Source organism: Pseudomonas sp. TH43 (assembly GCF_016650635.1).
Lineage (GTDB): Bacteria > Pseudomonadota > Gammaproteobacteria > Pseudomonadales > Pseudomonadaceae > Aquipseudomonas.
The window spans coordinates 1,387,013-1,406,556 of the sequence record NZ_JAEKFI010000004.1 but is presented as its reverse complement, the minus strand read 5'-3'; the positions used below and the strand labels follow the sequence as shown (position 1 = coordinate 1,406,556).

Annotated in this window: 16 protein-coding genes; 8 read left to right on the top strand and 8 right to left on the bottom strand. The window is 58.9% G+C overall.

The genetic code is table 11. From position 1 onward, the window contains the following. The first annotated feature begins 250 nt into the window (after positions 1 to 250). A complete protein-coding gene (locus tag JFT81_RS22825; protein WP_201229245.1) occupies positions 251 to 1,399 on the top strand; it encodes a hypothetical protein in 1,149 nt (382 codons plus the stop codon). A 325-nt stretch (positions 1,400 to 1,724) separates the two neighbouring features. Here JFT81_RS22825 and JFT81_RS22820 read toward each other — a convergent pair whose 3' ends face one another. Continuing rightward, on the bottom strand, positions 1,725 to 2,297 hold the full coding sequence (locus JFT81_RS22820) for a xanthine phosphoribosyltransferase (RefSeq protein WP_201229243.1): 573 nt from the start codon (positions 2,295 to 2,297) through the stop codon (positions 1,725 to 1,727). Positions 2,298 to 2,355: 58 nt separating this feature from the next. Next, a complete protein-coding gene (gene rep, locus JFT81_RS22815; protein WP_201147467.1) occupies positions 2,356 to 4,365 on the bottom strand; it encodes a DNA helicase Rep in 2,010 nt (669 codons plus the stop codon). A gap of 262 nt (positions 4,366 to 4,627) precedes the next feature. Between rep and JFT81_RS22810 the strand changes: the two genes are divergently transcribed. After that, the gene (locus tag JFT81_RS22810) at positions 4,628 to 6,301 is read left to right on the top strand and encodes a bifunctional diguanylate cyclase/phosphodiesterase (protein ID WP_201229240.1); all 1,674 of its coding nucleotides are present in this window, start codon (positions 4,628 to 4,630) and stop codon (positions 6,299 to 6,301) included. Positions 6,302 to 6,499: 198 nt separating this feature from the next. Here the strand turns inward: JFT81_RS22810 and JFT81_RS22805 are convergent, their stop codons facing one another. Further along, positions 6,500 to 7,897 (bottom strand): NorM family multidrug efflux MATE transporter, encoded by a 1,398-nt coding sequence (locus JFT81_RS22805; protein ID WP_201229238.1) that lies wholly within the window; start codon positions 7,895 to 7,897, stop codon positions 6,500 to 6,502. A gap of 159 nt (positions 7,898 to 8,056) precedes the next feature. Here JFT81_RS22805 and JFT81_RS22800 point away from each other — a divergent pair, with 159 nt between their 5' ends. From JFT81_RS22800 to JFT81_RS22790, 3 genes are all read left to right on the top strand, one after another. Next, complete coding sequence (locus JFT81_RS22800; RefSeq protein WP_201229236.1) at positions 8,057 to 8,977, top strand: LysR substrate-binding domain-containing protein; 921 nt, start codon at positions 8,057 to 8,059, stop codon at positions 8,975 to 8,977. A 184-nt stretch (positions 8,978 to 9,161) separates the two neighbouring features. Further along, complete coding sequence (locus JFT81_RS22795; RefSeq protein ID WP_201229234.1) at positions 9,162 to 11,138, top strand: methyl-accepting chemotaxis protein; 1,977 nt, start codon at positions 9,162 to 9,164, stop codon at positions 11,136 to 11,138. 219 nt (positions 11,139 to 11,357) lie between these two features. Continuing rightward, a complete protein-coding gene (locus tag JFT81_RS22790) occupies positions 11,358 to 12,572 on the top strand; it encodes an aldose 1-epimerase family protein (protein ID WP_201229232.1) in 1,215 nt (404 codons plus the stop codon). On the opposite strand, the gene JFT81_RS22785 is transcribed toward JFT81_RS22790, so the two are convergent. The 5 genes from JFT81_RS22785 to JFT81_RS22765 form a co-directional block, all read right to left on the bottom strand. Beyond that, the gene (locus JFT81_RS22785) at positions 12,569 to 14,062 is read right to left on the bottom strand and encodes a YifB family Mg chelatase-like AAA ATPase (protein ID WP_201229230.1); all 1,494 of its coding nucleotides are present in this window, start codon (positions 14,060 to 14,062) and stop codon (positions 12,569 to 12,571) included. The genes JFT81_RS22790 and JFT81_RS22785 overlap by 4 nt on opposite strands. 171 nt (positions 14,063 to 14,233) lie before the next feature. After that, entirely contained in the window at positions 14,234 to 14,404 is a 171-nt protein-coding gene (locus tag JFT81_RS22780; protein ID WP_171057229.1) for a hypothetical protein, read from the bottom strand. Positions 14,405 to 14,438: 34 nt separating this feature from the next. After that, positions 14,439 to 14,975 (bottom strand): N-acetyltransferase, encoded by a 537-nt coding sequence (locus JFT81_RS22775; protein ID WP_201229228.1) that lies wholly within the window; start codon positions 14,973 to 14,975, stop codon positions 14,439 to 14,441. Positions 14,976 to 15,536: 561 nt separating this feature from the next. Beyond that, positions 15,537 to 16,064 carry a Bro-N domain-containing protein gene (locus JFT81_RS22770; protein ID WP_201229226.1) on the bottom strand — a complete coding sequence of 176 codons (528 nt, stop codon included), beginning with the start codon at positions 16,062 to 16,064 and terminating at the stop codon, positions 15,537 to 15,539. 414 nt (positions 16,065 to 16,478) lie between these two features. Further along, complete coding sequence (locus JFT81_RS22765) at positions 16,479 to 16,739, bottom strand: accessory factor UbiK family protein (RefSeq protein ID WP_201229224.1); 261 nt, start codon at positions 16,737 to 16,739, stop codon at positions 16,479 to 16,481. 396 nt (positions 16,740 to 17,135) lie between these two features. Here JFT81_RS22765 and glnK point away from each other — a divergent pair, with 396 nt between their 5' ends. The 3 genes from glnK to JFT81_RS22750 all read left to right on the top strand — a co-directional run bounded on the left by glnK (position 17,136) and on the right by JFT81_RS22750 (position 19,492). After that, positions 17,136 to 17,474 carry a P-II family nitrogen regulator gene (gene glnK, locus JFT81_RS22760; RefSeq protein WP_002555808.1) on the top strand — a complete coding sequence of 113 codons (339 nt, stop codon included), beginning with the start codon at positions 17,136 to 17,138 and terminating at the stop codon, positions 17,472 to 17,474. A gap of 38 nt (positions 17,475 to 17,512) precedes the next feature. Next, on the top strand, positions 17,513 to 18,850 hold the full coding sequence (locus JFT81_RS22755) for an ammonium transporter (protein ID WP_201229222.1): 1,338 nt from the start codon (positions 17,513 to 17,515) through the stop codon (positions 18,848 to 18,850). 216 nt (positions 18,851 to 19,066) lie between these two features. Further along, positions 19,067 to 19,492 (top strand): secondary thiamine-phosphate synthase enzyme YjbQ, encoded by a 426-nt coding sequence (locus tag JFT81_RS22750; RefSeq protein ID WP_201148218.1) that lies wholly within the window; start codon positions 19,067 to 19,069, stop codon positions 19,490 to 19,492. Positions 19,493 to 19,544 lie beyond the last annotated feature (52 nt).

Genomic DNA, 19,544 nt, shown 5'->3' with positions numbered 1-19,544 from the left:
GGGTTGAGCGGATTAATGCATAAGTTAGCGATCCGATTGAATAATTATTTTCACTTTTTAAGAATCAATTTTTATGTCTTCTTTTTAGATATGAGTGGTTTGGTTATTTACGTGGGTTGCGTCTGTAGGTCTATTCTGAAAGTTGTAAATTTAAGGTTTTTCATTTGTGGTGAGAGGTCTTGTCTGGTTAGGTTTTATTTATGGGCTTTGTTTTCGGGGCTCATGCCAACCACGAACACAGGGGCACACAGTGCACACACCAAAGAAGTACCTGACAGACACATCTGTCCACCAAGCCTTACTCCTCACTGACTTAACCGAAAAGAACCAACCCGACCACGCAGTCCGACTACTGCTCAATGAAGTCCTTCAAGGACTCGCAGCAAGAGGCTGGCCCCGAGCGCAGTTGCAGGTTGGGCCAAGGATTGTGTCCGCCGAAGAGAACTACGGTTTGCTGGGTTACGACCCGGCAGAAATTACCCTTGGCAGCGAGCACACACGTTGGGTCGATGAGCATTCGCTTTTGCGAACGCAGACCACCAGCCAGATTCCTGCGGCACTTCAGCAGGCCGCCGAGGTTCGTCGGCCGGGACAAACCATTTTGCTGGCAGCGCCAGGCATTACCTTCAGGCGTGATAGCCGAGATCGTTGGCATTGCGCCGAGCCGCACCAAATGGATATCTGGGTATTGGGCGACCCGGAGCTGGCATCCCATGAGCATTTACTGCGTCTTGTCGGCGATATTTTGCAGTCGGCCGTCCCGGAAAAGTCCTGGGTTTATAGCGACAGTCCACATCACTACACCGAGGGCGGGATTGAAGTGAATGTGTTGAATGATGGCGTGCCGGTCGAGGTTCTTGAGTGCGGGCGTATCGCGAAGTCGCTGTTGCAGCGTTTGCAGATTGATCCGCTGCACCATGGCGGACTCGCTCTTGGGATGGGGCTGGATCGCCTGACGATGTTGCGCAAAGGCATTCCTGATATTCGTTTGTTGCGTGATCAGAATGTGCGCGTGCAGGCGCAGATGCATGATCTGGATCCGTGGACTGCGGTATCTCGTTTGCCGTCGATTGCCCGTGATATCTCGTTGGCAGTAACGCCGGGTTTGAGTGAAGAGGTATTGACCGAGAGGATGTTGCAGGCGGCAGGGGATTGCTCTGGATGGATCGAGGAGATGCGAATCAAGGGGCGCTGGCCACGTTCGGATTTACCGGCGCAGGCCATTGAGCGACTCGGGATGTTACCGGGTCAGGAGAACGTGCTTTTGCATGTGGTGCTGCGTGATTGTTCGCGCTCGATTACCACCGGTGAAGCGAATGCCTTGTACGCGGATATTCAAGCTGCGATGCATGAAGGGGTACCGGGGGCGGGGTACAGAATGGATTTGTCGAAGGTTTGAGACTTACCTGTGGGAGCGAGCCTGCTCGCGAAAGCGGTGGATCAGTCAAAGAATAGGTTGACTGACACGACGCCTTAGCGAGCAGGCTCGCTCCCACAGGGAAATTGCGGTGCGGCTTTGTTCGATGAAAATATCGACGTGCTGCAGTGTTGCTGATTATCGACGCTATTCGGCCAAGAGGCCGCCGCGCAATAACTGCCAGTCCCAAAACAACTGTAGGAGCAAAGCTTGCTCGCGAAAGCGGTGGATCAGTCAACACAAGATGTCGACTGATCCAAAGCATTCGCGAGCAGGCTCGCTCCCACAGGGGTAATGCGGTGTGGCTTTATTCGATGAAGGTGACAACGCCGCCGGCCAGCGATTTCACGCGGGCCAGCGATTCAACGCGGTAGCCTTGCGAATCCAGTTCGGCGCGGCCGCCCTGGAACGATTTCTCGATGACGATGCCCAGACCGGCAACGGTGGCGCCGGCCTGCTTGATGATCGAGATCAGCGCCTGCGATGCCTTGCCGTTGGCCAGGAAGTCGTCAATGACCAACACGCGGTCGCTGCTGGTCAGGTGGCGCGGGGAGATGGCGACGGTGCTTTCGGTCTGCTTGGTGAACGAGTAAACGGTCGCCGACAGCAGGTTTTCAGTCAGGGTAAGGGACTGGTGCTTACGGGCGAAGATCACCGGCACACCGAGGTTCAGACCGGTCATGATCGCCGGGGCGATGCCCGAGGCTTCGATGGTGACGATCTTGGTGATGCCCGAATCCTTGAACAGCGTGGCGAATTCGTCGCCGATCAGCTTCATCAGGGCCGGGTCGATCTGGTGGTTCAGAAAGGCGTCGACTTTCAGAACCTGATCGGAAAGCACGATGCCTTCTTCGCGGATTTTCTTGTGCAGTGCTTCCATGAAGCTGTCCTCTGTTGGCGCTATGTGCGCCCTAAGGTTTTAAAAAAAGTGGTCAATTCTAGCGCTTTAACATCGCGCGTATATCAGCCAATGCGTTATTGCCGCGCACGGCTTTGACTTCGGTCGGTGTGTCGTCGTTGCCTTCCCACGCCAGATCGTCCGGCGGCAGCTCATCGAGGAAGCGGCTGGGCGCGCAATCGATGATCTCGCCGTACTGCTTGCGCTTGGCGGCGAAGGTGAAGGCCAGCGTCTGACGGGCGCGGGTGATGCCCACGTAGGCCAGGCGGCGTTCCTCTTCGATGGTGTCGGCTTCGATGCTGGAGCGGTGCGGGAGGATTTCCTCTTCCATGCCCATGATGAACACGTACGGGAATTCCAGACCCTTGGACGCATGCAGCGTCATCATCTGCACGCCTTCGGCGCCGTCTTCCTCTTCCTGCTGACGTTCCAGCATGTCGCGCAGGACCAGTTTGCCGATGGCGTCCTCGACGGTCATTTCGCCTTCTTCGTCCTTTTCGAGGGTGTTTTTCAACGCCTCGATCAGGAACCAGACGTTGCTCATCCGGTAATCGGCAGCCTTGTCGCTGGAGCTGTTGGTGCGCAGCCAGTTCTCGTAGTCGATGTCCATGACCATGCTGCGCAGCGCCGAGATCGGGTCTTCGCCGGCGCACTGCTCGCGGACCTTGTCCATGAAGCGCTTGAAGCGCGACAGGCGATCGGTGAAACGGCTGTCCAGATGCTCGCCCAGGCCGATTTCATCGGTGGCGGCGTACATCGAAATCTTCCGTTCGGTGGCGTAGTTGCCGAGTTTTTCCAACGTGGTCGAGCCGATTTCACGGCGCGGCACATTGATCACCCGCAGAAAGGCGTTGTCGTCGTCCGGGTTCACGATCAAGCGGAAGTAGGCCATCAGGTCCTTCACTTCCTGGCGGCCGAAGAAGCTGTTGCCGCCGCTCAGGCGGTACGGCACCTGGTGGTGCTGCAGTTTCAGCTCGATCAACTTGGCCTGATAGTTACCGCGATAAAGAATCGCGAAGTCGCTGTACGGGCGGTCGGTGCGCAAGTGCAGGCTGAGGATTTCCATGGCCACGCGCTCGGCTTCGGCGTCCTCGTTGCGGCAGCGGATCACGCGGATCTCGTCGCCGTGGCCCATTTCACTCCACAACTGCTTCTCGAATTCGTGCGGATTGTTCGAGATCAGCACGTTGGCGCAACGCAGAATGCGGCTGGTGGAGCGGTAGTTCTGCTCGAGCATCACCACTTTCAGGGACGGATAGTCGTCCTTGAGCAGCATCAGGTTTTCCGGCCGCGCACCGCGCCAAGCGTAGATCGACTGGTCGTCGTCGCCTACCACGGTAAATTGGTTGCGCTTGCCGATGAGCATCTTCACCAGCAGGTATTGGCTGGCGTTGGTGTCCTGGTATTCGTCGACCAGCAGGTAGCGAACCTTGTTCTGCCACTTCTCCAGAATGTCGGCGTGCTCTTCGAAGAGTTTTACCGGCAGCAGGATCAGGTCGTCGAAGTCCACCGCGTTAAACGCTTTGAGCGTGCGCTGGTAGTGGGTGTAGACGATGGCGGCAGTCTGTTCCTTGGGGTTGCGCGCGTTCTCCAGCGCCTGAGGCGGCAGGATCAGGTCGTTTTTCCAGGCGCCGATCATATTCTTGATCTCGTCGACGCCGTCTTCGCCCGCGTACTCCTTCTGCATGATGTCGGTCATCAAGGACTTCACGTCGGTCTCGTCGAAGATCGAGAAGCCGGGTTTGTAACCCAACCGCGCGTGTTCCTTGCGAATGATGTTCAGACCGAGGTTGTGGAAGGTGCAGACCGTCAGGCCACGCCCCTCGCCGGCCCGCAGCAGGGTGCCGACCCGCTCTTTCATCTCGCGCGCGGCCTTGTTGGTAAAGGTCATGGCGACGATGTACTGGGCGCGGATGCCGCAGTTCTGGATCAGGTGCGCGATTTTGCGCGTGATCACGCTGGTCTTGCCGGAGCCAGCACCGGCGAGCACCAATAGAGGGCCGCCGACGTAGTTCACGGCTTCTTGCTGCCGGGGATTGAGTCGGGACATACGAAAATTCGGGAGTCGTTGACGAAATGGGCCGGCATTTTAACAGGCTCAGAGAATTGTGCTGCTCTGTCCGACTTGTGACGCACCGCTCGATTCAAATTTGCCGGTTTTGTTACTTTCACGCAGGATGCGCGGAGATTTTGCGGCTAATGTTCTCATTCGTGACACAAAATAACGTTTTGATAACCGTTGTCATTTGGTCATTGAACTGCGCAACGGCATAATGCCCCGCCCACATCATTGCAGAGTCTAGGGAGCTAGCTTGTCTACGCCTGTCGAACCCTTGCGTTTGCTGCTACTGGCCGAAGAGCCAGCGTGGACAGCGTTATTGCGCGAGTGTCTGGCTCCGATGGGGAGCGCGGCGGTGCTGATCAGTGCGCCGAGTTGGGACTCGGTCAGCAGTCTGTTCGAAGACAACCGCCATGCGGTGCTGTTGACCCTTCCCGCACTGCAACCGGCCCCGGGCCGTTGCAGCCTGCCGACCGTATTGCTGCTGGACCACGAGCCGGCGACCGCGCCTGTTGGGGTCAGCGACTGGCTGGTGTTCGACGCCCTCGACGCCGGCATGCTGCGGCGTTGCCTGCGCCATGTGCGTGAGCGCGGCGTACTCGAAAACACCTTGCAACGCCTCGCCGAACAGGATCCGCTGACCGGTATCGCCAACCGTCAGGGTTTTCAGACCTTGCTCACGGCGCGGCTGGCGGAAAACGACGGCCGTGGCCTGGCGCTCGGCCATCTCGATCTCGACAACTTCCGCCACGCCAACGACGCTCTCGGTCATCAGGCCGGCGACCGCTTGATCCTGCAAGTCGTCGCGCGGCTGAAAAGCCAGCTTGAGGCCGGCGATCAACTGGCACGGCTGGGCAGCGACGAATTCGCGCTGTTGATCGATACTCGCCGTGCACCGCAACGCGCCGAATGGATGGCCGAGCGCATCACCGAAGCCTTGTCCGAACCCTACTGGGTCGATGGCGAAAGCCTGTTGATCGGCTCCAGCCTCGGCATCGCCCATGCCCGCGCGCAGGGTGGCGCCGACCCGCTGATGTGGCACGCGCACATCGCCATGCAGCAGGCCAAGAGCACTCAGGGCTGCACCTTTCACATCTTCAACGAACGGATCAACCGCAACGCGCGAAGCATGGCCGACCTCGAAAGTGAGCTGCGCCGGGCCTTGCGTCGCGATGAACTGGAACTGCATTACCAGCCTCGGCTTAATCTTGAGGACGGCCAGATTGTCGGCCTCGAGGCCTTGGTGCGCTGGCGCCACGGCGAGCGCGGTCTGCTGCCGCCAAGTGAATTCGTGCCACTGGCCGAGCAGAGTGGTTTGATCGTGCCGCTGGGTTATTGGGTCATTTCCCGGGCCCTGCGTGACATGCAGGCTTTGCGCGAGCGTGGTTTGCCGGCGTTGCACATGGCGATCAACCTGTCGTTTCGTCAGTTTCAGGACAGTCAGTTATTGCCGACGCTTAGCCGGTTGATCGCCGAACGCGGTGTCGAAGCACAGTGGCTGGAGTTCGAGCTGACTGAAACCGCAGTGATGCGGCGCAGCGATCTGGTCAAACAGACCATGGACGCCCTCGGTCGCCTCGGCGTGCGCTTCTCGCTGGATGACTTCGGTACCGGTTTCTCGTCGTTTGTGCACCTCAACAGCCTGCCGATCACTTTGCTGAAGATCGACAAGAGCTTCGTCGGTGGCATGGAACAGCGCGAAGAAAACCGCAAACTGGTGCATGCGATGATCAACCTCGCGCACAACCTGCATCTGGAAGTCGTGGCTGAAGGGGTGGAAACCCCGGAACAGCTGGAATTGCTGCGCGGCTTTGGTTGCGATCAGGTACAGGGTTATCTGATCAGCCGGCCGTTGCCGCTGGCTGAACTGGTTGAATACCTGACCTTCGGCTCAAGCCAACAGCCCGCCCTCGAAATCGTGAGCTGACCACTAGAGCAAATTTGAAACAACATTGTGGCGAGGGGATTCAGCGAAACGTCGCACCGCCCCGTTCGGCTGCGAAGCAGTCGCAAAACCGTCGCACCGGGTGTAACTGATACACCGCGACATCAGATTTAGGGGCGGCTTCGCCACCCAACGGGGATAAATCCCCTCGCCACGAGTTTCCCTTTTATTGGGGGGATTTCAGTCGGTCTGAGGAACTGTGAATGGCCTGGATGACGCCGGCTCACGCCGAATCATCCGCTTCATCTTCCACTCGAACGCCAGCGTCAAACTCACCGCCGCACACGCCAGGCCCAGCGCCAATCCCCACCAGACCCCCGTCGGCCCCCAGTTCAAATGGAACGCCATCCACCACGCCGCCGGCGCGCCGATCAGCCAGTAGCAAGCGAGCCCGACCAGGAACGTGGTTTTCGCGTCCTTGAGCCCACGGATACAGCCCATGGCAATCGTCTGCGTGCCGTCGAACAGTTCGAACCACGCCGCCACCGCCAACAGGCTCACCGCCAGACGAATGACCTCGGCAAACGCCGGATCGTTGTGATCGAGGAACAACCCGACCAACTGATTCGGCAAAAACCAGAAGACCAACGCAAAGCCAAGCATCACCACCGCACCAAAGACGATCCCGACGCGGCCGGACATCCGTGCATCCAGCAATTGCCCAGCGCCGTAATGCTGGCCGATGCGCATGGTGATCGCATACGACATACCGGCGGGCACCATGAATGCCACCGAAACGATCTGCAGGGCAATCTGGTGCGCGCCCATCTGTGTGCTGCCCATCGTGCCCATGCACAACGCAGCGAAGGCGAACAAGCCGACTTCCACCGCATAGGTGCCACCAATCGGCAGGCCGAGGCGCCAGAGTTCTTTGAGGTATTGCCGATCGGGCCGCGACAGGCCGGCACGCAACGGATACGCGTCATAGGCCGGATGCCGGCGAATATGCCAGGCCAGTGCCAGCGCCATGCAGTTGGCGACAATCGCGGTGACCAGGCCAATGCCCATCAGACCGAGTTTTGGCAGGCCGAACATGCCAGTGATCAGCGCGTAATTGAGCAGGAAGTTGGCCACGGTGCCGGCCAGACTGATGACCATCACCGGCGTCGCCCGACCGATTGCGCTGGTGAAGCCGCGCAGGGCCATGAAGCTCAGATAGCCGGGCAGGGCGAACGGCAGCGCAATCAGAAACTGTCCGGCAGCGATGACGTTGGTTTCAGTCTGGCCGAACAGCAGCAATACGGGTTTCAGATTCCACAGCAGCAATCCGGCGCCCAGCGCCATCAGCCACGCCAGCCACAACCCGGCCTGGGTCAGCCGCGCCGCGCCGATGATGTCGCCGGCGCCCTTGCGGATCGCCACCAAGGTGCCGACGGCCGCGATCACGCCGATGCAGAAAATCGATACGAACGAATAGCTCGCAGCCCCCAGCCCACCGCCGGCCAGCGCTTCGGGGCTGATGCGCGCCATCATCAGGGTGTCGGTCAGCACCATCAACATGTGCGCTAACTGCGAGGCGATCAACGGCCCCGACAGCCGCAGGATGGCCCAGAGTTCGGTACGCACAGGATGCTGCATGGTCATCACCACTCAATTTTCAGAGGGAACAGGAGACCGTCGATTCTCGGCGCTTGGAAGGCTTTGCACAAAGGGATAAAAAGGATGGGTGGCATGATTAAAACTCATCCTGAACTGATTCTGCTAAGTTGGCCGCATCCCGCTACAGGAGCTTTTTGCATGTCCCGTCGACTTCCTCCGTTGTATGCCCTGCGCGCATTTGAAGCCGCGGCGCGGCACAGCTCTTTCACCCGTGCCGCCGAAGAACTGTCGATCACCCAGAGTGCAGTCAGTCGGCACATTCGTACGCTTGAGGATCACTTTGCCTGTCGGCTGTTTCATCGCAGTGGACGCAACTTGCAACTGACCGAAGCGGCGCGCCTGCTGCTGCCCGGTATCCGCGAAGGCTTCACCGCCCTTGAACGCGCTTGCAACACTTTGCGTGCTGAAGACGACATCCTGCGCATGAAAGCCCCGTCAACCCTGACCATGCGCTGGCTGCTGGCGCGCCTTAGTCGCTTCCGTCATTTGCAGCCGGGCAACGAAGTACAACTGACCAGTGCCTGGATGGACGTGGATTCGGTGGACTTCAACGATGAGCCTTTCGATTGTGCCGTGCTGTTGAGTGACGGCCATTTTCCGCCGGACTGGGAGGCCAGCCTGCTTTTTCCCGAAGAGCTGATCCCGGTGGGCGCGCCGAACCTGCTGAATGATCAACCGTGGGATGTTGCGCGACTGGCCAGCGCCGAATTGTTGCACCCGACCCCGGATCGCCGCGATTGGCGCAGTTGGCTGGAGCACATGGGGTTGTCCGATCAGGTCTCGCTCAAGGGCGGTCAGGTGTTCGATACGTTGGAATTGGGGATGATCGCGGCAGCTCGCGGTTACGGCGTGTCGATGGGTGATCTGCTGATGGTGGCCGAAGATGTCGCTCAAGGAAGATTGAGCCTGCCGTGGCCGACGGCGGTCGCCAGTGGATTGAATTATTACCTGGTGTGGCCAAAAACCCGTCCGGGAGGTGAACGTTTGCGCCGCCTTAGCGACTTTCTCCAGGGCGAAGTCCGCGCCATGGAGCTGCCGGCAGTCAAACGCTTGAGCTGAAACGTTCGAGCCGCCACAATGCCGGCCTTCTGCCATAACCCTGCTGAGTGCTCAAGTATTCGGGTTTTCCGCCGACTACGAGCAAGTGGAACCGTCGTGCCGGTATCCACGAGCCACCCCCACTATTAGAAAATTATCCGAGCTGCGATCAAGGAGGATCGAAAAGTTCGGCCAGGAGCTGTCCATGTCTCAACCTCGCGCTCGGATCGCCTCGCAGCTGGGCCTCGCGCTCGCCGTGATACTGGCGATTGTCATCAGCGGCAGTACGGTGTTCGCCTTGCGTTCGCTGGATACCGCCAACCTCGCCACCCGTGAAGAGCACCTGGCCAGCGAAGCACGTCTGCTGGCCGACCAACTGAGCACTTTCCACGGCACGCTGCGTGAAAGCACCCAGCGCCTGAGCGGGTTGTTCGAGAAGCGCTTCAGCGCCGGTCTGAGCATTCATCCCGATGAGCCGGTGACCGTCGCCGGTACGCAAACCCCGGGCCTGCACCTGGGCGGCGAAGTGCTGAACAACAACTTCAAGGAAGTCGACGAGTTCAAGCAGATGACGGCGGGCGTCGCCACGCTGTTCGTGCGCAGCGGCGAAGACTTTGTGCGGGTCAGCACCTCCCTGACCAAACAGGACGGCACCCGCGCCATCGGCACCTTGCTTGATCACGCGCACCCGGCTTACGCGAAGTTGATGGCGGGGCAGGGTTATGTCGGCCGCGCCTTGTTGTTTGATCGCTCTTACATGACTCAGTACACGCCAGTGCGCGACGGCAGCGGCAAGGTGATTGCGGTGCTGTTCGTCGGTTTCGATTACACCGACGCGCAGAACATTCAGTTCGACAACCTCAAGCGTTTCCGCATCGGTCAGAGCGGTTCGCTGGCGTTGCTGGATGAGCAGAACAAATGGCTGGTTCCGCCAGCGGGCGTGCAGGCGCTGGATCAAGCCGTACCGGTGATCAATGGTCTGGTGAAGACCCCGGGCAAAGGCGAGTTCTGGAGCGACAAGTCGGAGGACTTCTACAGCATCGCCGTGCCGTTCGATGGCGGGCCGTGGTCGGTCGTGGCGAGCATGCCGAAGTCGGAAATTCGTGCCGTGACCTGGAGCGTCGGTACGCAACTGGCCATTGGCAGCCTGTTGGCGATGTTGCTGGCGGTGGGTTCGGTGGTGTGGCTGCTGCGCAGCAAACTCGCGCCGCTGAGCGATCTGGTACGTCAGGCCGAAGCCTTGGGCGCCGGTGATCTGAGCGTGCGCCTGAACGTGTCGAGCAATGACGAGATCGGGCAACTGTCCCGCGCGTTCAACCAGATGAGCCAAGCGTTGTCGACCATGGTCGAGCACATCCGCCGCTCTTCGGAAGAGGTCAACAGCCGTGCTCAAGCCTTGTCTGGCCTGTCCGGCGGCGCGTACGAAGGCATGGAGCAGCAGTCTGGCGAAATCACCAGCATGGCCGGTGCGGTTGAAGAGTTCAGCGCCACCTCGCTGAACATTGCCGACAACATGGGCGCCACCCAGCGTCTGGCCCAGGAAAATGCGCAGCAAACACAAATTGGTCGCAGCTCGATGGAAGAAGCTTCGTCGTCGCTGGAGCAAATTGCTGGCGCCCTGAACAGCACCGCCACGGTGATCAACACCCTTGGCCAGCGTTCTCAGGAAATCGGCGGCATCGTTGGCGTGATTACCTCGATTGCCGAACAGACCAACCTGCTCGCGCTTAACGCTGCGATTGAAGCCGCGCGTGCCGGTGAGCAAGGTCGCGGCTTTGCCGTGGTGGCGGATGAAGTGCGCAGCCTGGCGTCGCGTACTCGTCAGGCGACCGATGAAATTTCCAGCATGATCCACAGCATCCAGCAGGAGACCGGCAACGCGATCAGCACCATGGAGCAGGGCAATGTGCTGATGCAGGAAGGTTTGTCGCGTAACGCTAATGTTGCGTCGGCGCTGGCGCGAATCGATGAGCAGAGCCGCTCGGCGGGGCAGCAGTTTGCTGCGATTACCACGGCGACTCAGGAGCAGAGCAGCACCGCGACGTTGCTGAGCAGTAATTTGCAGAGCATTGCGTTGGCCAACAGTGAGCAGCGTGAAGTGGTTTCCAACCTGGCCGTGACCGCCAAGGAGCTTGAGAAATTGGCGGCGGACTTGCGTTCCGAGGTTGATCGCTTCCGTTGATGCGCCTTTGAAATAGCTTTCGCGAGCAGGCTCGCTCCCACAGTGTTCGGTGTGATTCACAGATTTTTTGAAGACCCGGATTCCCTGTGGGAGCGAGCCTGCTCGCGATTGCATCACTGAAGATCTTCGGCATAACAGGCGATCTGTCGATCTAATACACTTGCTGAAACGTTTCCGCAGCGCTATAAAAATGGCACAACTCCAATAAAGGCTGCTGCCATGACCCCGCTCAAACTCGCCGTCGCCCTCGGCGCATTCTCTGCTGCTTCCCACGCCATGGCTTGGGATTACGTCCTTCTCGATACCAACAAACCCGCGCAAAACTGGACGATCACCAGTGAGCAGCTTGGGGTGAAAACCGCCAAACCGTTCTCTGTGAGCCTGCGTACCTTGCACGGTGGGCGGCAGGAAGGTGTCAGCATCGTCGATATCGATAACGGCACGATGAAACTCTCGGTGGTGCCAACCCGGGGCATGAATGTCTTGCAAGCCTCTGTCGGCAACGTGCGCATGGGTTGGGATTCGCCGGTCAAGGACGTGGTCAACCCGGCCTTCATCGAACTCAACGGACGCGGTGGGCTGGGTTGGCTGGAAGGCTTCAATGAGCTGGTCGCCCGCTGCGGTTACGAATGGGTCGGCCATCCCGGCATCGACAATGGTGAGCTGCTGACCTTGCACGGCCGCGCTGCCAACATTCCGGCCAGTACCGTCACGCTGCACATCGACGAAAAACCGCCCTATGCCATCAGCCTCCGCGGTGAGCTGAAAGAGCAAGCCTTCAAGAAAGTCGATTTTTCCGTCGTTACTGAACTGGTCACCGAACCTGGCAGCGTGCGCTTTGCACTTAACGATACGCTGACCAACAACGGCGATTATCCAAAGGAATACCAGGCGCTGTACCACAGCAATTTTAGTACGCCGTTCCTTGAGCAGGGCGCACGTTTTGCGGCTCCGGTAAAACAGGTGTCGCCTTTTAACGACAAGGCCAAGGGCGATCTGCCCGACTGGCAGACCTACCGCGCGCCGACCAAGGACTACGACGAAACCGTCTACAACGTCGTGCCCTATGCCGACGCCAAAGGCGAAACTCTGACCGTTTTGCACAACAAGGCCGGTAGCCTTGGTGTCTCCGTCGGCTTCAATACCCAGCAGTTGCCAGTGTTTTCCCTGTGGAAAAATACCGACACTCAAGGCCAGGGCTATGTCACGGGACTGGAGCCGGGCACCAGTTTTTCCTACAACCGCCGCTATCAGCGCCCGTTGAATCTGGTGCCGACCATTGCGCCAAAGGCCAGCCAACAGTTCCAGATCAGCTACAGCCTGCTGGCGGACAAAGGCGCTGTGGATAACGCGTTGAAGCGCGTGACCGAGATTCAGGCCGGGCGCGACACCGAAGTGCGGCAGACGCCACTGGTTGATCTGACTGAGCATTAAGGCAACGCCGGCCGGTATTGCAGCGCTTCGGCCAGATGCTCACGCTTGATTGCATCGAGTTGCTCAAGGTCTGCCAGGGTTCTTGCGACCTTGAGTAAGCGGTGGGCCGAGCGCAGCGACAGAGTCAGCCGCTCACACGCCGACTCCAGCCAGGTTTCATCGGCTGTGGATAACTTGCAGTGCCGCTTCAACCCTGGCAGATCAAGAAACGCATTGGCGCAACCTTGACGCTTTTGCTGGCGCTCCCGCGCTTCGGCGACCAACGCTGCAGCGCTGGCGCTGTCCTCACCTGGCTTTACTGCTGGGTTCAACGCCGTCGCCTCCCGCGCCACCGTCAGGTGCAAATCGATCCGGTCCAGTAGCGGGCCTGACAGTTTGTTGCGATAGCGTTGGACCATATCCGGTGTGCAGGAGCACTTGCCGCTTGGCTCGCCAAGATATCCACAGGGGCAGGGGTTCATCGCCGCCACTAACTGAAACCTTGCGGGAAAACGCACGCGATCCTTGGCCCGGGCGATCACGATGAAGCCAGACTCCAAAGGCTCACGAAGCACTTCCAGCACCTTGCGATCGAATTCCGGCAACTCATCGAGAAACAGCACGCCGTGGTGGGCGAGGGTGATCTCGCCGGGTTGCGGTTTCGAGCTGCCGCCGACCAGTGCCGGCCCGGATGCCGAGTGGTGCGGTTGGCGGAATGGCCGCTGCGGCCAATGAGTCAGCGGCGCGCCGCTGGCGACGGATTGAATCGCCGCCACTTCCAGCGCTTCGCATTCGGACAGAGGTGGCAGCAGTCCCGGCAACCGGCTGGCCAGCAATGTTTTACCGGTACCCGGCGGCCCGCTGAACAGCAAGTTATGCGCGCCCGCAGCAGCAATCAGCAACGCCCGTTTCGCCGCCACTTGCCCCTGCACTTCATTCAAGTCGGGATAAGGCTTGCTGGCATGCATCAACCCGTCTGACACATACGGCTCAACCGGCGTATGCCCATTGAAATGCGCCACCGCCTCCAACAAATGATCCACCGCAAAGACCTTCAACCCCGAAGCCAGACACGCCTCCTCGGCATTCGCCCGCGGCACCACCAACGCCCGACCCGCCTTGCGCGCCGCCAATGCTGCCGGCAACACGCCACGCACCGCTCGTACCGCGCCGGACAACGCCAACTCACCCAGACATTCCACATCATCGAGCGTCAGACACGGCACCTGCACACTCGCCGACAGAATCCCCAGAGCAATCGCCAGATCAAACCTCCCGCCATCCTTGGGCAGATCCGCCGGCGCCAGATTCAAAGTGATCCGCCGCGCCGGAAACTGCAGCCCGGAATTGATGATCGCGCTGCGTACCCGATCCTTGCTCTCCTTCACCGCCGCCTCGGGCAGCCCGACCATGGTCAGCGACGGCAGACCGTTGGCCAGATGAACTTCGACGGTGACAGCGGGAGCATCCACGCCAATCTGGGCGCGGCTGTGGACGATGGAGAGGGACATGGTCGTTCCTTGAGCTGAATCGGGGGCCGCTTCCTGCGGGTTTTTGAAGGGTAGTCTGGGGAGAGGGCGTTGGTCGGACAGTTTTAAGGGCGAACTTTCACTGGATGTTGCCGGAGGAACTAATCCTCAGGCATAAAAAAACCGCCTGTCAGGCGGTTATTTTGGCGGTACTCAGGTTCCACCACCGGCGAGCCAACCATCGGGCTCCATTTCCTTGCCATAGGTCGCGGCCACTTTCAGAAAATGCCGCTGACTGGCTGAAACTCTGTCCGGCAATCCGAGTGCCTCGGTACCCGGTTTGGACACCCGTGCCGGTTGGGTTTTCTGCTTCTTCTGCTTCATAAACACCTCACGTGCCGGGATGCTTGATTCGATCTTATTGGTCGTCCAATGGAAAGACAAGGCGACCGGTTGTATCAAAATAAAATCCCAGCGTTTGATAGTAAGGGATGGCGCCTGAGTCTGGCTCTTGTACTTCGATTTGCGTGCACCCCAGCTTCCGGGCGTAGAACTCTGTTGTCAGCAATGCCAGCGGAGCGATCCAGCCCCGCAAGGTATTCGTCTTGCAGGTGTGTCCCTGCAAAAGGACGATTTTCATGCAGATCGTGCTTCTTCGCGGTGTTGCGTAGCACAGTCCGCACAGTTCTTCTTCGTACCAGAACGCCAAGTCCAGCCCTTTTGCATCTTTGGTCTTCCAGTCCAAAACAGCGTCCCAGGGATACCCAGCGGGGCCGGTCCACTGGTGGAATGCGTTGATTGCTACTGGAGTAATCGGATCGATCCTGAGTGATAGAGCATCAACTCCAGCCGCCAGGGCTCCTGGGTCCATGGACATTGTTTGATGTGCGAGTTTGCGCGATTCAGATTTGAGTGTCTGATTTCGAAGCTCGGTACCTTTGCCTTTTCTTCGCATCGTCTTGTTCTGTCGGGATCAATATGCAGACGATATCGAAGGCATTGATGCTTACGTAATCAGACGTAGGGGACGGTCCTCGTAGGACTGGGCTTGCGTTAGTGAAGGACGTTGGAGATGGCCAGTTCAGGATGTGAGGGGGCGGAGAGGCAATACTTGATGTCGGCATGGATGAGGGTTTTACGCTGCTCTCGACCGTAAATGAGCTTTGACTCCTGAGCGGTACTGAAGGATCCTCACGCTCGAGGACTGCAACTGCGCATTCGTCGGGACTGGGCACCAGCAAAGCTCCCCCGCATTTTTGGCAGCAGAGAAAGCTGGTTTCTCTGAAGTAGTGACGACGGGCCAGCTCGTCGGATTCTGAACCCAAGGCTGCAAAGCCAGGAGCTAAAGAATCGCTGCGACTACTCTTCTGAACACAAAAAAGGCGTCCTATGGACGCCTTTTTTATTTTTCACTCAGGATCTTTTACCGGCCAGCGAGCCGCTTGGCTGAGGCGCTGGCTAATAGCAACTTCAATAAATCGCCGTTTGTTGGCTGACTTATCGCTAGCCTGCGAGCTTATAGCGATTGCAGCATCCGCGAAGCTCTTTTCCACCATGGTCCCGTCATTGGGCGCTTGGTCTGCTCCCGTTCCACCATCATCAGCGGCACATCTTGTAACCCTATCCACGGCTGGTTATTCCAGTGCAACAAACTCAACGACATATTCGGCCAATTGAGCAGGCTCAGGTGTGGACGTTCGCTTGTGCTGGGATGTTGGGCGTCGCGCAGGGTGGGGATGACTTGGTGGGTGAGCCATTCGCGCAGCGCTCGGTATTCGGGGCAGTAGTGGTAGACGAGGAGGGCGTAGATGCCGGATTCGCTGATCAGCAGGGTGTTTTCGATCTGGTTGTGGATCAGGGTTTTGCGGGTTTGGTATTGGTCTGGGTCGAGTTTTCGCAGCATGCGTTCATTGAGGTAGATGTGTAGCAGGCGACTCAGGTCTCGGGCGCAGAACCAGGGTTGGTTCTGGATGAGGAGGGCGTGGAGGGGGAGTTTGTGGCGGGTGAAGATGTGCGGGCTTAGATAAGTCTCTTCTTGATTCATTGAGCAGTTCCTCTTGCTTAAGGGGCTGCCCTCAATCGTCGCCAAACGATTGGGTGGCAGTTGTACGCGGGTTGGCGAACCGGAGCAAAAGGAACCCGGCAGACCCGAAGGTCTCCCACGCACAACCGCCATGAAACGATGTGGCGGTAAATGTAGCCGCCATCATGGTTGTCGTGCGCCTTAAGCTGTCCAGGTCGCCAAACCCGGTGCTGAACATTCAGCATCGGATGAGCTTAGAAACCTGGGCTTTTCGGCGCAATCGGACGGCGGTGTTGCAGGTTGTAGGACGTTGCCGGGATGGTTGAAGGGCTGGAGATCAAAAGATCGCAGCCTTCGGCAGCTCCTACAGGTGAATCTGAAGGTCGTGCCGACCTTCAATCGCGAGCAGGCTCGCTCCTACAGTGAATTGCGGGCTTATTCGGCGGGCGGTGTCAGCTTGGCTTCCATCTCGGCGACTTTGGCTTCGAGGCTTTCGAGGCGAGCGCGAGTGCGGGCCAGAACAACCATCTGACTATCAAATTCTTCACGGCTTACCAGATCGAGTTTGCTGAACGCACTCTGCAGCAGCATCTTGAACTGGCTTTCGATTTCGGCTTTCGGCAGCGGCGTTTCGCCGTTGAACAAACGGGAGGCGGTGCCGCTCAGGGCGTCGAGGAAGTCTTTGGGCGCGAGCATGGTGGATGTCCTGGAAACAATGGCCGGCAGTGTATCACGCAGTGTCTATAGTCATTTGCACCGGCCGCGATGCACGCTTTTCGCGCAGGCGGACGGACGGCGATGCACCGTTGTTGTGCGTATCCGTCAAGGCTTTTGCGCGGCAGTGCCAGCGACAGTGGCCAATGGATTGAAATCACAGGTTTTTGGCGAGATGGCAAGGTTTCTGCTTAGTCACCTTCGACCCATGCACTGATGCAGTCGCTGTGACGAATGCAGTGCGGCAGGCGAAGCGGGGAGTTTCGTCTGATGCGGTTAGCTGGCGTCAGCGATGCGTTACAAAGCCAGGCACTGCGCTTAGACTTGAGTCGGGTTTGTTTTCCTGGGGCAAGTCCACCAATTCGGGAGAGAGTTTTCATGAAGCTAGTCACTGCCATCATCAAGCCGTTCAAGTTGGACGACGTGCGCGAGTCGCTGTCCGAAATCGGCGTGCAGGGCATTACCGTTACTGAAGTCAAAGGCTTCGGCCGGCAGAAGGGTCACACCGAGCTGTATCGCGGCGCGGAATATGTGGTCGATTTTCTGCCCAAGGTGAAAATCGACGTGGCCATCGACGACAAGGATCTGGATCGGGTTATCGAGGCGATAACCAAGGCGGCCAACACCGGCAAGATCGGTGACGGCAAGATCTTCGTGGTCAATCTGGAACAGGCGATTCGCATCCGTACCGGCGAAACCGATACCGACGCGATTTAAAAGCCGCCACAAACCCCAACGCCCCAGGAGAAAACAATATGACTCTGCGTAAATTCGCAGGGCTAGGAGCCCTGTTGTCCATCGTAATGCCCGGCCTGGCTATGGCGGCAGACGAAGTGGCGGCCCCAGTCCTCAACTCCGGCGACACTGCCTGGATGCTCACCTCGACGGCACTCGTGCTGTTCATGACCATCCCCGGCCTGGCGCTGTTCTACGGCGGCATGGTTCGCTCGAAAAACATTCTTTCCGTGATGATGCAGTGCTTCGCCATTACCGGTCTGATCAGCGTCCTGTGGGTCATTTATGGCTACAGCATCGCGTTCGACACCACCGGCATGGAGCAGGGCGTCGTCAACTTCAACTCCTTTGTCGGCGGCTTCGGCAAGGCGTTCCTCGCGGGCATCACGCCAGCCAGCCTGACCGGGCCTGCTGCGTTGTTCCCTGAGGCGGTGTTCGTCACCTTCCAGATGACCTTCGCGATCATCACTCCGGCGCTGATCGTCGGTGCGTTCGCCGAGCGGATGAAGTTCTCCGCGATGCTGATCTTCATGGGCATCTGGTTCACCCTCGTTTACGCGCCGATTGCGCACATGGTCTGGTCCGGTAACGGTGGCCTGCTGTGGGACTGGGGTGTGCTCGACTTCGCGGGCGGCACCGTGGTGCACATCAACGCCGGTGTGGCCGGTCTGATCTGCTGCCTGGTACTGGGCAAGCGCAAAGGCTTCCCGACCACGCCGATGGCCCCGCACAACCTCGGTTACACCCTGATGGGCGCGGCGATGCTGTGGGTTGGCTGGTTTGGCTTCAACGCCGGTTCCGCTGCGGCGGCCAACGGCACTGCCGGCATGGCGATGCTGGTCACCCAGATTGCTACCGCTGCCGCCGCGCTGGGCTGGATGTTTGCCGAGTGGATCACTCACGGCAAACCTAGCGCACTGGGCATCGCCTCGGGTGTGGTGGCCGGTCTGGTTGCAATCACTCCGGCTGCCGGCACCGTGGGCCCGATGGGCGCACTGGTGATCGGCCTGGCGGCGGGCGTGGTGTGCTTCTTCTGCGCCACTACCTTGAAACGCAAACTCGGTTATGACGACTCCCTGGACGCGTTTGGCGTACACGGTATCGGCGGTATCCTCGGCGCGGTCCTCACCGGTGTGTTCGCTGCTCCGTCGCTGGGTGGCTTCGGCACCGTGACCGACATCGCCGCTCAAGTATGGATTCAGTGCAAAGGTGTCGGCTTCACGGTGATCTACACCGCGATCGTCACCTTCATCATCCTCAAGGTGCTGGACGCCGTGATGGGTCTGCGTGTGACCGAGGAAGAAGAGTCGGTGGGCCTCGATCTGGCACAACACAACGAACGCGGCTACAACCTGTAAGTACGCGCACTGAAAAAAATTGCCCGGTTCGCCGGGCATTTTTTTGTCCGGGATTTGTCATTGAAGGACAAGCTGAAAGGATTTTTCGTACGCCTTTAGTCGTGTTTACGACGGCGGTTTTTCACCGGCCAATGGCTTACATCATTGAGCGAATATTAGGGCCTTTGTTTTTTCCCAGAGCGCGCTAGAATGCGCCCCGAACGTGCGGAGAACTGTATGTGGCAACAGACTCTGATTACCCTGCGGGCACGGCCCCGGGGCTTTCATCTGGTAACGGACGAGTTGATCAACGGCCTGCCTGAACTCAGGGAGTGCCGGGTCGGTCTGTTGCATTTGTGGCTGCAGCATACCTCGGCGTCGTTGACCATCAACGAGAACGCCGATCCGGCGGTCCGTCGCGACTTCGAACGATTTTTCAATCGTCTGATCCCACAAGGAACAGACGGCTATGAGCATAACGACGAAGGCCTGGACGACCTCCCGGCGCACTTCAAAGCCAGCGTGCTGGGTTGCCAGATCAGTCTGCCGGTTTCGGCAGGTCGTTTGGCACTGGGCACCTGGCAGGGCGTTTATCTGGGCGAGCACCGTGATCATGGCGGTGCCCGAAAAGTCCTCGCCACCTTGCACGGTGAAGGGGCATAAACCGTTGGTCACCAATGGTTACTGATTTTTTAACGGCGACTTTCGACAGTTG